The sequence below is a fragment of the Terriglobia bacterium genome (genome assembly GCA_020072565.1).
Taxonomy (GTDB): domain Bacteria; phylum Acidobacteriota; class UBA6911; order UBA6911; family UBA6911; genus JAFNAG01.
In genome coordinates this window covers 1-14,308 of sequence record JAIQGI010000044.1, presented here as the reverse complement: position 1 = coordinate 14,308, position 14,308 = coordinate 1, and the positions used below count along the sequence as shown (strand labels likewise).

Below are 14,308 nucleotides of genomic sequence, written 5' to 3'. Positions count from 1 at the left end.
GTGAACAAAAGAAACCACAAAATCTACCTCAGAGACAAGCAAAATCTTGAAACCCGATTGGAACGGAAGCAGTATCCGGACCAGCTCGATCCCATGTTCAAAGACTCGAACATCCATTACGAGATTTCCGAGAGAACACGTGCCGTTGGTTGCGGAGGCGTCGGGGCTATGCACAAGCTGGTGTGCAAGCTGGGATTGGATCAGGCGATCAACCAGAATGTGGTGCTGCTCAAGGTCCACGTACCGTATTGGGAATCGGATCACGTGTTGAACATCGCCTACAACGTGCTCGCCGGCGGAACGTGCCTGGAAGATATCGAGCGCCTGCGCCATGATGAGACTTATATGAACGCGCTCGGAGCCCACAGGATTCCTGATCCCACAACGGCGGGAGATTTCCTGCGACGATTCGACGAGGATTGGATATTCGGACTCCAGGAGACGTTTAACGAAACCAGGCGTAAGGTCTGGAGTTTGCAGGACGCCTCCTTCCGGAAGGAAGGCATCATCGACGTGGACGGAACCGTTGCCGAAACTACGGGCCAGTGCAAAGAAGGAATGGACATCGCCTATAACGGGATCTGGGGCTATGCTCCGTTGCTTGTGACTCTGGCCAATACGAGCGAGACGCTCTACCTGGTCAATCGACCCGGCAACCGGCCGTCTTCTGACGGAGCGGCTGTATGGATGGACCGTGCGATTGATCTCACGATCCCGGTATTCAAGAAGGTCTGGCTGCGGGGCGACACGGATTTCTCCTTGACCAGCAACTTTGATCGATGGGACGAGAAGGTTGGTTTTGTCTTCGGCTACGATGCCAAAAAGAACCTCGTCGATATGGCGGATGCCCTGCCGGAAAGCCACTGGAAGGCGCTTCAACGGCCCCCGCGCTATGAGATCAAGACCGAAGAGCGGCAACGTCCTGATAACGTAAAAGAACAGGTGGTCAAGCAGAGGGAGTTCGAGAACATCCGTCTGGAGAGTGAGCAAGTCGCCGAGTTCGACTATCGTCCGGGGCACTGCAAAAAGACCTATCGGATGGTGGTCGTGCGGAAAAACCTGACCATCCAAAAAGGAGAACGCCGGTTGTTCGATGATGTCAGGTGCTTCTTCTATATCACCAACGATCGCACCATGAACATGCAGGAAGTCGTCTTTTTCGCCAACGACCGCTGCAACCAGGAAAACGTCATTGGTCAACTGAAAAGCGGGATCAATGCGTTGCGAATGCCATCGGACGGTTTGGAGTCCAACTGGGCTTACATGGTCATCGCGGCGCTGGCATGGAATCTGAAAGCCTGGTATGGCCTTGTGACCCTGGCGCCCGTGGCACGCCGGGAAATCTTGCGAATGGAATTCAAGCGATTCCTGATGAGCTTCATCCAGATACCATGTCAAATCGTGCAGACCGGCCGACGCTTGATATTTCGTATCCTCAGTTATAGCAAGCATCTGGAAACGTTCTTCTCCACGTTCGACCACATACGGGAGCTCAAGTTCTCATGACCCAGAGCATCGGCAATATCCCGGTTTGCCGGCGCACATGAGAAAAGGGAGAGAGGGGCGCATCGAAGACAGACAAGCAAAGCGAAAAGATAGCGAACAGCAGGCGGAAGTCTGTCTTCATTGTGTATTGTGGTGTCAATGGGAAACAATCAAGGCGAGGGAAATGGCCAACGACTGAGAAAAACTACGACGACCACGGTCATGTTTAAACCTCGCTTGTTTTGGGACTAGAGGAGGCTCAGGACGGCCAAGATCGCGGCTCGAAGGTTGACCGCGGCACTCTTAACCGCGTACATTAAGTACCAATGCCACAAGCAGAACTGACGTGGGGGGCAATTCTAATGCCATTGAAACTCAAGCCGACGTTAATCTACGCTCCGTGCCGCACACAAACTTCGTGGGGAAACTCTAATAATCTTCGATGTGTGCCGAGGCCGCCGCGCCGGATATTCCAGGGCTTTGAATCGCGCCGACCTGTCATGAGCGGGCAGGCTGGACTGTGCGCAGGAGAGTATTCCTGCGGATTGCTGCGAGGAACGAGCGCCCAACCTCGGGAAACATGAACCAGGCGGTGCAGACAGCAATTGAGAACATTACTACTGCAATTATTATCGCGGGCCAAATGCTCAGATTTGCCCCTCCCAAAAAGGAAAATCCCACTCCAAGGGTAACCAGCGTCAGTAAATAAGCGCTGGGTGCGAAACTCTCTCGTAGCGGCACGCGCTGGCGTCGCCACAGTCGAACCAGCGACACGATTGCGGCCAGCACCTCCCCCAGGACGGCGCAGGCCGCGATCTGCAGGGGAGTCCCGTGGGCTAGCACAACGCCGAGAGCAAGCGGGAGACTGGCAGCCCGCCAGATGTACGAGTAGAGCTGATTAACCGTATCCGCCTTTGCCATGGCAGAGGTCGCGGAAGCAACGCGTAAAAAGCGCAAAGCAAAGGCGGCGCCCAGGACCGCGACAAACATCCCGGTCCCCCGATACTTCACCCCGAAGAGCAAGGTGACCAGTTGCTCACCCGCAACGATGAGCGGGAGGATAATAACAACCCCGGCAACGGTTGAGGCTTGTGCGCACACCCGGTATTGTCGGCGGAACCAATCGGGATCGTCCTGGGCCCGGGAAAGGAGCGGCAGCATCAGCGATCCTCCCACTTGGCCAAAAATGAACCACGGGATGCTCACCAGAAAGTATGCCAGCGCATAATTCGCCAGCACGTTCAATGAGAACACCGCGCCGACAAGCACTTGATCTGCTTGTTGACATCCAAACATAACGAAGCCAGTCAAAAGCAACGGCCAGCCAAACGAAAGCATGCTGCGCACGTACGCGGATTCCCACGCCCAGCGGTAGGGTCGCCGGGCAAGTACAAAGCTCATGGCGCTTCCCAAGGCGGCCTTGCAGATCATCAGCCAAATGATGACGCGATAGTCTCCAAGCCACGAGGCGAGGGGAAAGGCAGCCGCTGTAATCAGGAACTGCGGCACAACATCCACCAATACCACCGGCAGATAATCGAGATTGCGTTGACGGCGCGCAGGATCCAGGTGACTCAATCCTTGACATATCGGTACAACCGCGAGCAAAGCGAACGCCCACCAGGCCTGGGGCACCTTGAATAGCCGTGCCATGGGCACGCTGATGACGGCAAGAAGCACCCCACTACAGATACCGCCGGAAAACTGAAGGGCCTGGGCGGAAGCTTGAAAAAGCGGGTTTTCTCCCTCCTTCGACTGGACGAGTTGTAGTCCGAAGAGCATGTTTCCGCTCAGTTCGACAAGCGTCATCGCCATTCCAAAGACGACTGCCAAACCGTAATCAGCCTTGGCCAACATTCGAGCCAGAATCATGTTGCGCAAAAAGGAGAGGACATATCCAGCGACGCGTCCCGTGGTCAAAACCACGGTTCCTTTGACCAGCATGCGAGATGGGGCTGAATGCTCTTCCGTTGGCATGTTAATTAAGTCGGATTAAAAGCAAAGGCCTTCATGAAAATAGCGGCAGGAAAGGCAGAATGGACCTTATTATGCGACCGATCAGAGTTGGACGGACCCTTATCATGTGTATTGAACAGCAACCGTTTAGTGCCAAACAACAATTGTGTAGCCAAGAAGCGTCACCTGGGTAGCTTCCGCATATCTGCGAAATGCTGTTTTGCTAAGGGATCGAATCTCAGCATCATTCCATGCGGCACATTCGATATACGCGCGATGAACCTGTTTTTGGCTCAGCATTGCCAGGATTTCCATTACCAGGACTACGTTAATGCCGCGGCCACGAAATTCAGGAAACACGAAGAAATCGAAAAGATGCGCGTCGTCGGGCCGAAGGGGGAAGAAGTAGGGTTCGATGGTTCGTCCTTGAATGGTCCATCCAAAGCCAGCTAACTTGTCGCCCACCTTCGCCAGCCACAGTTCACTTCCGGCCGCGAACCGGTCGGCAAGCTGGTGTGCCCTAAGTGAGGGGTTCCAAATATCTAAAAGACATTCATAATCCGGTTTCGATATACCCGCAGGGGTAACGGGTCGGACAGATACATCTGTGGTCTTGGCGAGATACTCCCCCGGCAACTGGCAGGCATAGAGGACCATCCGACCAAGATATGAGAAGCGTCTCAATGCAGTACAAAAGCGGACAGCAGTGCATCGTAAACCGTTCCTCCGGTAAAACCAAGCGATGCGATTGACAGAATTCGTGATCAACATAGTGCTAATTGCCATAGCAAGAAGGTATCAACTGAAACCGCAATATTTCATCGGGTGCACAATAAAGGGCGCAATCACTGCGGATAGACCGTTTCATCCAGCAGAAACGTAAGCATTTGGTCAAGTTAGCTCCAGAAAGTCTAACTGAGTTAAGCCGCTGCGGCTGTCAGCGGACAAATAGGCATTCCCAAATTGCACGAAGGCACTGGATCTGCATTTGCACACGGACGGCGGAGTTCTGACGCCTCGGCTTATTCGCCAAGGCCTCAAAGCCAGCGGCGAAAAGGCGACAGCAACACTGGATCGCGTTGATCGCTATAAACCAGCATTGCGCTAACCAAGAATAGTGTTTGGCCCAAAACCGCAGGCGGGCCTGCTGCTGGGCAACCCCGAAGCGCACGGGGTCTTTGGCAGAACTAGCGCCGCAATAGTGGATCGCCTCAGCTCCAGGATAGAACATGACCTTCCAGCCTGCTGACCAGCAACGGCGACACCAATCAAGATCCTCGCCATACATCCAGAAGCTCTCGTCCAGAAGGCCGACATGCTCCACAGCCACACGCCGCACAAGGATGAAGCAACCCACCAGAACATCCACTTCGCAAACACGGTCGTAGGAAAAATAGAACATATGCTCGCCGGCGAAGAACGCGGAGCGTGGAAAAAGCCGGTTGAGGCGGAAAAGCTCACAAATGTTGTTCCATAGACCAGGAAAGCGGCGGCAGGAACTTTGTTGGCGTCCATCGTCGTACATGATTCTTGGCCCGACCATGCCTACATGGGGACGATCGTCAAGAAACGCAGCGAGCCGATCGAGGCAGGCGGGCAGGACTTTCACATCGGAGTTTATGAGGGCAAGGTATCTTCCACGGCTGCGGCGGATGCCCAGATTATTTCCCTTAGCGAATCCCAGGTTCTCCTCTGACTGAATCAATGTCACCCAGGGGAATCTTGCCGTCACCATGTTCGCTGAACCGTCGCTCGACGCGTTGTCCACAACAATCACCTCATAGGAGCGCGTGACCCCGCGCGAGAGGCTCTCGAGGCATTCTTCGAGAAATCTGCATGCATTCCAACTGACTATGATTACAGAAATCTCTGGCGCTGGTCCGGTAGCGCTGGGCAAGATGGGTGGCGCAGAGGAAAGAATCATGGCTTTTCAAGGCGTCGATCGAGATCGCCGAGCCAACTGTCTCTCGTGATTGCCAAGATCACACTATGGCAGCTGAGCGAGGAACCGACCTAAGGACATTGAGCGCGCGGCGGTGCTGATTGATGAATGAGGCTGCCGCACGGCTGAGCCAGCTACCATTGCAGGTGTATGGCGGCAACTGTGCAACCTCCGAGCCCCTCAAACCACTTTTAAAATGGTACCCTCCGGGATTGGCTTGGGGATCGATTCCACCCAGATCGTACCAGCAGGCTCCGCGATCCTTCAGCCATAGCATGGCCTGCCATTGGAGAAAGTAAGCAGCCTTTAGTTCTCTCGCCTTCTCGTTGGTCGCGCCGAGCAGATAAATCGCGGTATCCCCCAGGAGTGAGCAGACCAAAGCTGCAATGGGCTGGCCGCCTGTCTTAGCAATAAAGGTCTGCATTCGTGCGGAACCAGAAAGGAGTTCAAGGATACGATGAAATTCTTCCACATCCACGGAGGTTTTGAATCGCTTCCGCACCCACATTGCTTCATACAGTTTCACGAATGTGCGGTAAGCCTCGGGACTGTCGCTCACTTCGAGAACGAGGCCGTTCTTCTCCGATCGGTTAAGCTGGTTGCGCCATTTTTGATCTAGGCGTTTGCGCATGACTTCAGCTGGAGGGACCAGATCGACTATCACTGTTCGATACCGAGACCCGCGGGGATCAGGTCGTAGAGCTGACCGCACAAATGCCCAATCATAGGTATTGCCACGGGCCTCGCCAGAATAGGCGTTAGGAATTACCTGTAGAGTCAGCCGGCGACGCCTGCAGTATTCTTCCCGTAGCCGCGCTACTACGTCCACGACTACGACCGGGTCGAGGGCCTGGCCTTTCCGCTGGCAAAGCGGTCCCCAACGTAAATAAGCGATACCCGCTGGAAGCATGGGCAGCCGGGCTATGCGGAGTTGCGCCGCGGCCAGGATATGACCGTGCTTGCTCACGAGGAGGTGGCTCAGGTTGCGACTACCCCAACGAACTGTACCGTAGGCCCATGTCTGGTAAATGTTGGCATCCTCGAACTGTGCGAGTATGTCGGCCCACGATTCGCGTGTTTGGCCGTCCACCATTACCTCAAGCTTCTCAGCCATGGTGCTCAGCCGAAACGTTTGAGTGCTGACGGACTAAGGCGCCTAGCTTCTCCGGTTCGATAACCGAGGTAAGAAGAGCCAAAGCATCGATCGCCCTTGTCACCACAGACGCTTCACAATCTGACGAGCACGAATTAGCGTTTGTTTCCATGTTCCGGGTCCGCGCTGAATCAGCAGCGCGACGCTGTCGATGGTCATCGAGCGCGTAACAGTATTTCGCGCCCTCAGCCAGTGGTTTGCAGCGGAAACACCCCCATCACTTGTATAAACAAAGCGGTAACCTGCATGGCGTAAGCCCGACAACACTGTGCGGTCATAGGCGCCGAAGGGACACGCCGCGGCGTCGACAGTGCTACCGCAGACCTCTTCGAGAATCTGCCGACTGCCTTCGAGTTCTTCGCATAGCCGAGTCGCATGCTGATGGCACCAGGAGAGATGGGAGACACCGTGGCTGCCAATACTCATGCCATGCGCCTGCAGTTCACGAACTTGGGCCTTGTTGAGAAACGTGGGTTGCCCGAGCCGGCCCGAGCAAATGAAAAACGTTGCTTTCAGACCGCGTCGTAAAAGCGCCGGTACTACGATCTCTATATCTGAAGCGTTACCATCATCGAAAGTCAATCGCACATGCTCCTGCCCTCGTACGAGATCTATTACCCCCTCAAAGAAGTCCTGATCGAGCCAGCAGTTGTGCTCACCGTTATAAATCTTCCTGGTAATCGGGCCGATCCCGTGAAAATTAAGAATGATCCGGAACATGCGATTTGTCTGGTCCAGATAGGCTACTACACGGTTTTATGATTCGATGCTAGAAGGAACTCTATGTGGTCGATAATGTCATTCAGTGCCGGTCGCGATTTAGTATCGACGCTGGCGAGCTTTTGCCTTTTGCGAAGATCGATCCTCGTACGAACATCCTCAACTGAAGTTAGAAGTATCAGGCGGCCTTCGTCCTCCAGGTGCCTGTCGACGGCGCCGATCGGACCCCTGAAAATGCTGTATACAGGTACGCCCAAAGCGGCCGCTTCCCGGTTCATCGTGCCCCCGCCGCTCACCACTAGATCCGAGTACCAGAGAAGGTTCAACCCGTCCACGGCATGTTTGGGAACTATGACTCTCCCATTGGAAAACCACACAGGGTGTTCTCGACTATATTGCATTACCTGCTTGGAGTTTCGCGGCAGCATGACAATCTTTGCCTCCGAAGAGGAGAGAGCCCAATCCATCAACTCCCGAAAAAGAACCTCACCCTCTGGATTGTGATAGTGCGCTTCCGTCGCCGGCGGGCGCACGGTGATTACCAGATCGCGCTCCGAAAGGCCGAGTTCGCTGAGAATTCCGGGGTCCGGCCTGAAGAACGGGACGTAGACGTCCTCCTTGATTCCTTTATACGTCAGAACCTTGCCATGACCGAGGGCGTCGGCAGGAATGACCTCAGGCACAACATGCCACTTCGGCTGGCAAAAGGGCAGGGTTTTCGAATGTTCGTAATCACCGATGACGACGGACGGAATCCCAAGGAAATTCGCGACCAGCACCTGGGATCGGGCGCCATGAGACAGCGCCAGGTCCGGTTTTTCACGCAGCGCAAGTGGAAGCATTTGTGCGGATCGGCAGATCAGGCCGTAAACCTTTAGGAGCATGTGCTTTCCGTAGTGGTGGCCGATCTGTTCAAAGGTGAGTCCTGACTGAGTCGCCAATTCGCAGACCTGAAAGGCATCACGTGCGCTGAGGACAACCCGGTGTCCCCGGGTTTCCAATTCGCGAATGATCGGGATGAAAAACGGCACGTGAGGTGTGTTATCCAGGTCGATCCAAATGCAGCTTTTAGCTTTTAGCTTTTGGCTTTTAGCTTCCAGCTCCCCGCTGTTCCCTGTGTACGAGTTACTCTTTATTTTGCGGTAGGGGCATGGCGCTCCGAAGTGACGGGTTCGTTCGCGAAAATCCTTGAGGTCGACTGCGCAGATGTCTGCGGATATGCCGAAGGCGGACCGATAACCGTTCGGCCAGCGCCAGAGACGCAATAGCGGCTTTTCGGAACCGTCGATCTCGTCCAGGAGTGCGCGAGCATCAGACGGCTTGAAGTCGGCACGGTCCAGAAAAATCGAAAAACCCTTTGCGGACGCTGCCCTCTCGGTTGGAAATCCCTCTTCGTGGAGGAAACGGGCGAGAGATTCGGGGCACCGAGGCGAAAGGCCGATGATGAAGGCCGGATAGGAAGATGCCGACGGGTGCAGCCGGTATTTTTTATAGAAGTAATCCGATTCAGGCAGCAGAAGTTCTGAACCGCTTCCCTTCACCAGGACTGCGGATTGCGCAGGGCCATCTATGATGATGCTCCCGTCTTCTGCCCGATGCCATTGCCACGTGCTGCGCTCCTCCCACCAGTGCGCAAGTTCGCTGAGTTTGCAGCGCCAGACTGCGGGGCGTACCTCGCTAACATGCTTTGCGAGATCACCGAGCGACTCTCGGATGTACAAAAAGCGCTCCGGGTGAAAGAGCAAATGGAAGAACTCGCCTGCGGAATGGATTTTTTCAAAAACGTGGAACCACGTTTCATGGATGCGATCCTTCTGGCGGACCCGGTACCGCTCGTAGAGGATCTCGTCATCGGGCGCAGTGACCGGGATCTCGACCATGCGGCCGCGCAGTCTGGGCCGCGAGATTCTCTGTCCAGCGGGAATATAGTTGCTGAGTGAATCCAGGCGCCTTGTTCCTGCGTTTTGCCCCCAGCCATTGTCCCAGAGGATCACCTCGCCGCTGCTCCAGGAATATGGGCTGCGCGTCAACGCCTCGTAGGTGTCCTCGTTGTAGTTCAGATAAGGACTGCGGTAACCGGACGCCTGGAATCCGGCCTCCGTCAATAACCGGTGGCTTTCCTCGAGAATCCCCAGCTGATCCTCCGGACTGAGCAGGTCCATGCGACTGTGAAACATTCCATGAGAGCCGATGTCGTGACCCATTTTGTGCAGGCGTTTGATGCGCGGAGCATGGCGCGCCAGCACGCCCGCACTGACAAAAAAAGTCATCCGAATTCCATTTGCGCCAAGCGTTGGTTCCAGCAAATCTGTAATGTAATCCAGTCTTCGCGCGCCATTGGTGAAACGCCAAATGACCTCGAGGGAACGCTCCGCTGCGTGCCAGGGGCCTTTGGTTGCTAGGAAGTGGCGGAGGAAGGAAAACATTGTGGCTGTTCGCTGTTCGCTATTGGCTGTTCGCTGTTCACTGTGGGCATAATGTATTGGGGCGGCGAGTTTATGGTTTGGGGTCAGGCGGTGGCGGATTTGGCGGCCGGTTCGCTGAGCGCAGCGGTTATTTGGAGCTGCTCGCGCTTGCTCAGGGTTGGGTACATGGGGAGGCTCAGGAGGTCGCGGCTGACTTGCTCGGTTATCGAGAAGGTGCCGACACTGTATCCCAAGTGTGCGTATGCTTTTTGCAGGTGCAAGGGGTATGGGTAATGCAGGCCTGTGCTGATGCCTTGGTCGGTCAGGCGCTTTTGGCGGGAATCGCGGTCTGGAACCCGAACGATGTACAGATGGTAGATGGCTTTTGACCAGTCTGGCTCGTATGGGATGGTGATTCCTTTGACGCCGGGCAGCAGCGTGGCGTAGCGCTGTGCAGCCTCGCGGCGCTGTTTGTTCCACTCCGGCAGATGACGCAATTTAATTCTCAGCATACCTGCCTGTATCGCATCGAGACGGCCGTTGTAGCCCTCCATGTCGTGGAAGTACTTCTTGGCTTGGCCGTGGTCGCGGAGCATCCTGATTTTCTGCGCAATCGCCGGGTCGTTCGTCGTCACGGCGCCGGCTTCGCCGCAGGCACCCAGGTTTTTGCCGGGGTAGAAGCTGAAGGCGGCGGCTTTGCCCATCGAGCCGGCGCGGCACCAGCGGTTTTCTTTTCTCGAGAAATACTCGGCGCCGTGGGCCTGGCAGGAGTCCTCGATGACCATCAGGTTATGCTTCTCCGCAAGCTCCAGGATCGGGTCCATGTTGGCCATCTGGCCGTAGAGGTGGACCGGTAAGACTGCCTTTATCGGGGCGTCTGGATGGGACTCGAGATACTGGCGCAGCTTTTCGGGGTCCATGTTGTATGTGCGCTCGTCGATGTCGACGAAGGCGATCGTGGCGCCAGCCTGGGTGATGGCTTCGGTGGTGGCGATGAAGGTGTTCGGGACGGTGACTACGATGTCGCCCTTCCCTACCCCGGCGGCCATCAGGGCGAAGCGGACGGCGTCGGTGCCGCTGGAGACCCCGACGCAATGCATTGTCTGGCAGAAGGTGGCGAATTCTTTTTCGAAGCCTTCGACCTCAGGGCCGCCTATGAAATGGGCGGTTCTTATCGTGTTGCGTACTGCCTCCATTAATTCTTGTTCGAGTTCTTTATGAGGGGTTATCAGGTCTAGGAATGGGATTGGGATTGGCATGTTATTTATCTCCTGAAAAACATCTCAGCGCAGAGAGCGCAGAGGGCGCAGAGAAAGACTTCTTATTTGTCAACGCGGCGGAGGATTTTTGCTGGGTTGCCGGCCACGATTGTGTTGGCGGGGACATCCTTTGTTACGATGGCGCCAGCGCCGACTATGGCGTTCTCGCCTATCGTTACTTTGGCGAGGATGGTGGCGCCGCTCCCTATGGATGCGCCTCGCTTTACCAATGTCTTTTCTACTTTCCAGTCGGACTCCGTCTGGAGTTGGCCGGCGGTGGTGGCGCGCGGGTAGGTGTCATTGATGAAGGCTACGCTGTGGCCGATGAAGACGTCGTCCTCGATCGTGACGCCTTCGCAAATGAACGTGTGGCTCGAGATCTTGCAGTTGTTGCCGATGAAGGCGTTCTTCTGGATCTCGACGAAGGCGCCTAGCTTGACGTTGTCGCCGATGGTGCAGCCGTACAGATTGATGAACTTCGACATCTTTACGTTCTGGCCCAACTTTACGTCGGGGGCGATGCACTGGTATTCGCTCATAAATTCACGATCCCTCCCTTTTGCGACAGCGACTTGCCGGCGGCTTCCAGCATCCTGACCACGTTCAGGCCGGCCATGCCGTCGTTGAAGGGCCTCTCGCCTTTTTCGACACAGTCGACGAAGTACTGGGTCTCGACTTTCAGGGCTTCGATCTGGTCAATGCGCGGCGACCAGATGTCCCCCATGCGATAGCTCACGAGCAGGTCATACACATGTTCCCCGGTCGCTGTCTTTACACCCTTGTCGTAGATCTTGATCTTCTCGTCCGCCTCGAGATCGTTCCAGACCAGCATCTTTTTCTCGCCGCCGATCAGCGTGCTCCGAACCTTTACCGGCGACAGCCAATTGACGTTGAAGTGGGCGATGACATTCTTGGAAAAGTAGACAGTGATATAAGCGACGTCCTCGATGCCGTTCACATGCTTCTCACCGGTCGCCACGACCGCTTCCGGCTTGCCCGGGATGAGATATTGCATGATGGAGAAGTCGTGCGGGGCGAGGTCCCAGATCACATTGACGTCGGTCTGGAACAAGCCGAGATTCACGCGGGTGGAGTCGTAGTAGTAAAGAGTCCCGAGCACGTCCTGGTCGATCAGCTCTTTGATCTTCTTGACCGCGCCGGTGAAAAGAAAAGTGTGGTCCACCATGATGTTGAGGTTTTTCTTTTCGGCAAGCTCGATCAGTTCCTCGGCTTCGGCGATGCTGTTCGTAAAAGGTTTCTCCACGAAAACGTGCTTGCCGTTTTCCAGGGCTTTCTTGACGAGCGGGTAGTGCGTCGAGACCGGGGTGATCACCGCGACCGCGTCGATGTCGCGGCGCGTGCAGACGTCACGGCAGTCGGAGGTGGTCTCGATGCCGGGGCTGCTCTTCTGCGCACGTTCCAGGGCTTTGGGGTTGAGATCACAGATTACTTTGACGCAGCCGCGGTTGACGTTCTGGAAGTTTCGGACAATATTGGGTCCCCAATATCCGTAACCTATAACGCCAATGGATAACATGAGAATGCTCCCGAGATAAATATCACTGCAGAAGAAGCTGAGGACGCTGGGAAAAGCATGAACACTAACCTGAAATATTCATGAAGCTTGATGGAAAGAAGAAAAACGAGGGAATTGGACGCTGACGGACGCGGGCAGGAGCTTTTGCCGCCCCGCAGGGGTCAGCGCTTCGCGCTGATCGTGCTTGTCGGGAACGGGCTGTCGAATGCTCGCGCATGTAAGTGGTAAGCGGATGCCCGGAATCCACGAGCGCTCGACAGCCCGTTCCCGGCAAGCACGGCGGCAAAAGCTCCTGCTCGCTGACAAAGTAAAGATTATCGACGTGCGTCTGCGTGTTTTGACGTCCATAAATCTATATTTGCCATTCAGGAATAGGCTGGGCTAGTAGGCGCCCGAGCCGGAGAAAACCGCACCCGGGGTTTTCAGCACGATCTTGAAGTCGAGCCAGCCGGATTGGTTTTTGATGTACCGTATGTCCAAACGCACCATCTCATCGAACGTCGTCTTGCTCCGGCCATAGACCTGCCAGAGGCCGGTGATGCCCGGTTTTACCTCAATCACGCGACGCTTGTGCCAGGATCGGTAATGGGTGACCTCGTAGGGGATCGGCGGGCGGGGGCCTACGAGACTCATGTCCCCTTTCAGGACGTTCAGGAATTGGGGAAGTTCATCCAGGCTGGATTTCCTGAGAAAGTGTCCGATCCGGGTGACCCGCGGGTCGTTGACAATCTTATAGACGGGGCCTGCTTTGCCCGCCGCGGCGATACCCTTATCCTGCTCGATGAGTTTCCGGATGTACTGTTCGTGGATCTCATGGCTGGTGTTCACATGCATGGTCCGGAACTTCAGAAATGCAAACTCCTTGCCGAACTTTCCGATTCTGCGCTGCTTGAAAAGCACGGGACCGTTTGAGGTGAGCTTGACCGAAATCGAGATGACCAGAAACAGAGGGGAGAAAATGATCAGGGCTACAAGGCTGCCGAGAATATCAATTGTCCGCTTGAAAAAGTGAAATGCGACTCGCGATCTCTTCTGGTCTCTGAGATCCGGGTAGAGCTTTTCATCCGACTTGAAGGCCGGCGTGTTTTTATCGATCTCCTCCGGAAAGAAGTGGAAGGAGATTGCCACTTTCCTCACTTCAGCCGGAGGCAGCACTTCGTGAAGCGCCCGGTCGGTCTTGCCGGCGAGAGCGGATTGGATCGTGGCGCGGTCCGCGGTGCGCAAGGTGGTGAAGATCACGCCGATGGCGGAGGAAAATTTGTACCAGCCGTAAAGGTCCGTATCGCGGGTTTCGGCGCGGATGGCGGCGCAAATTTCCGATATTCTTGGCGGGGGGGCGCTGCCGTTCAGAGTGGTGAGGTCCAGGATCATGAGGACGAAGGGGTCGCCGGTGCGCTCGGTCCGTTTGCGCTCGAGCGCGAGGAGGTAGTTGAAGAGGCCTTCGTCGGCAATGACGGGGAGATCGTCGGTCTGATAGCGGCCGGATCTGGCGAGCCAGTGCGACGGGGCGAGGATGCTAAGGTTCATTGAGGATCCAAGAAGAGCAAAAGGTGAACGCGGAGGGCGCGAAGATAACGAGATTGATGTGTCGCCCCTTCAGGGCTCCTTCTTCACCTGCTCCCAACCCCGGGCTCACGCCCGGGGCTAGGCTGCTTCCGCCCCGTCGGGGCTGGGAATTGTCTTCTGTCACGCTATCCCGAGAATAAATGTGTCGCCCCTTCAGGCATGCGCGTCAAGTTAAGGAGCGTGTCGCTTTTTGAGAAATGAGTTTCGGGAGCGGACGCGCTTGAGGATGAAAGTGTTTCGATCCTCCACCAGCCATTCCATTGTCTCGCCTTTTTGAACTTCCGC

11 protein-coding genes are annotated in these 14,308 nt (G+C 55.6%); 1 reads left to right on the top strand and 10 read right to left on the bottom strand.

Annotated elements, in window-relative coordinates; all coding sequences use genetic code 11:
- Nucleotides 1-1,506 (top strand): IS1380 family transposase, encoded by a 1,506-nt coding sequence (locus LAP85_22135; protein MBZ5499107.1) that lies wholly within the window; start codon nucleotides 1-3, stop codon nucleotides 1,504-1,506.
- A gap of 477 nt (nucleotides 1,507-1,983) precedes the next feature.
- Here the strand turns inward: LAP85_22135 and LAP85_22130 are convergent, their stop codons facing one another.
- From LAP85_22130 to LAP85_22085, 10 genes are all read right to left on the bottom strand, one after another.
- Nucleotides 1,984-3,429 carry an oligosaccharide flippase family protein gene (locus tag LAP85_22130; protein ID MBZ5499106.1) on the bottom strand — a complete coding sequence of 482 codons (1,446 nt, stop codon included), beginning with the start codon at nucleotides 3,427-3,429 and terminating at the stop codon, nucleotides 1,984-1,986.
- A 159-nt stretch (nucleotides 3,430-3,588) separates the two neighbouring features.
- Nucleotides 3,589-4,227, bottom strand: a complete 639-nt coding sequence (locus tag LAP85_22125) for a GNAT family N-acetyltransferase (GenBank protein MBZ5499105.1) — start codon at nucleotides 4,225-4,227, stop codon at nucleotides 3,589-3,591.
- A gap of 151 nt (nucleotides 4,228-4,378) precedes the next feature.
- Entirely contained in the window at nucleotides 4,379-5,365 is a 987-nt protein-coding gene (locus tag LAP85_22120) for a glycosyltransferase family 2 protein (protein ID MBZ5499104.1), read from the bottom strand.
- 58 nt (nucleotides 5,366-5,423) lie between these two features.
- Nucleotides 5,424-6,497: a GNAT family N-acetyltransferase gene (locus LAP85_22115; protein ID MBZ5499103.1), complete on the bottom strand. Its 1,074-nt coding sequence runs from the start codon at nucleotides 6,495-6,497 to the stop codon at nucleotides 5,424-5,426.
- 99 nt (nucleotides 6,498-6,596) lie between these two features.
- On the bottom strand, nucleotides 6,597-7,256 hold the full coding sequence (locus LAP85_22110) for a polysaccharide deacetylase family protein (GenBank protein ID MBZ5499102.1): 660 nt from the start codon (nucleotides 7,254-7,256) through the stop codon (nucleotides 6,597-6,599).
- Nucleotides 7,257-7,282: 26 nt separating this feature from the next.
- Nucleotides 7,283-9,526 (bottom strand): DUF354 domain-containing protein, encoded by a 2,244-nt coding sequence (locus LAP85_22105; protein ID MBZ5499101.1) that lies wholly within the window; start codon nucleotides 9,524-9,526, stop codon nucleotides 7,283-7,285.
- A gap of 239 nt (nucleotides 9,527-9,765) precedes the next feature.
- A complete protein-coding gene (locus LAP85_22100; protein MBZ5499100.1) occupies nucleotides 9,766-10,920 on the bottom strand; it encodes a DegT/DnrJ/EryC1/StrS family aminotransferase in 1,155 nt (384 codons plus the stop codon).
- A 62-nt stretch (nucleotides 10,921-10,982) separates the two neighbouring features.
- The gene (locus tag LAP85_22095) at nucleotides 10,983-11,459 is read right to left on the bottom strand and encodes an N-acetyltransferase (protein ID MBZ5499099.1); all 477 of its coding nucleotides are present in this window, start codon (nucleotides 11,457-11,459) and stop codon (nucleotides 10,983-10,985) included.
- Nucleotides 11,456-12,457, bottom strand: coding sequence for a Gfo/Idh/MocA family oxidoreductase (locus tag LAP85_22090; protein MBZ5499098.1), 1,002 nt, complete (start codon nucleotides 12,455-12,457; stop codon nucleotides 11,456-11,458). Before LAP85_22090 ends, LAP85_22095 begins: the two co-directional genes overlap by 4 nt.
- A gap of 381 nt (nucleotides 12,458-12,838) precedes the next feature.
- On the bottom strand, nucleotides 12,839-13,828 hold the full coding sequence (locus LAP85_22085; protein ID MBZ5499097.1) for a sugar transferase: 990 nt from the start codon (nucleotides 13,826-13,828) through the stop codon (nucleotides 12,839-12,841).
- Nucleotides 13,829-14,308 lie beyond the last annotated feature (480 nt).

Bases quoted from the DNA above. Each gene is read 5' to 3' on its own strand.
- LAP85_22130 (MBZ5499106.1), bottom strand. From the start codon at position 3,429: ATGCTGGTCAAAGGAACCGTGGTTTTGACCACGGGACGCGTCGCTGGA.
- LAP85_22125 (MBZ5499105.1), bottom strand. From the start codon at position 4,227: ATGGCAATTAGCACTATGTTGATCACGAATTCTGTCAATCGCATCGCT.
- LAP85_22120 (MBZ5499104.1), bottom strand. From the start codon at position 5,365: ATGATTCTTTCCTCTGCGCCACCCATCTTGCCCAGCGCTACCGGACCA.
- LAP85_22115 (MBZ5499103.1), bottom strand. From the start codon at position 6,497: ATGGCTGAGAAGCTTGAGGTAATGGTGGACGGCCAAACACGCGAATCG.
- LAP85_22110 (MBZ5499102.1), bottom strand. From the start codon at position 7,256: ATGTTCCGGATCATTCTTAATTTTCACGGGATCGGCCCGATTACCAGG.
- LAP85_22105 (MBZ5499101.1), bottom strand. From the start codon at position 9,526: ATGACTTTTTTTGTCAGTGCGGGCGTGCTGGCGCGCCATGCTCCGCGC.
- LAP85_22100 (MBZ5499100.1), bottom strand. From the start codon at position 10,920: ATGCCAATCCCAATCCCATTCCTAGACCTGATAACCCCTCATAAAGAA.
- LAP85_22095 (MBZ5499099.1), bottom strand. From the start codon at position 11,459: ATGAGCGAATACCAGTGCATCGCCCCCGACGTAAAGTTGGGCCAGAAC.
- LAP85_22090 (MBZ5499098.1), bottom strand. From the start codon at position 12,457: ATGTTATCCATTGGCGTTATAGGTTACGGATATTGGGGACCCAATATT.
- LAP85_22085 (MBZ5499097.1), bottom strand. From the start codon at position 13,828: ATGATCCTGGACCTCACCACTCTGAACGGCAGCGCCCCCCCGCCAAGA.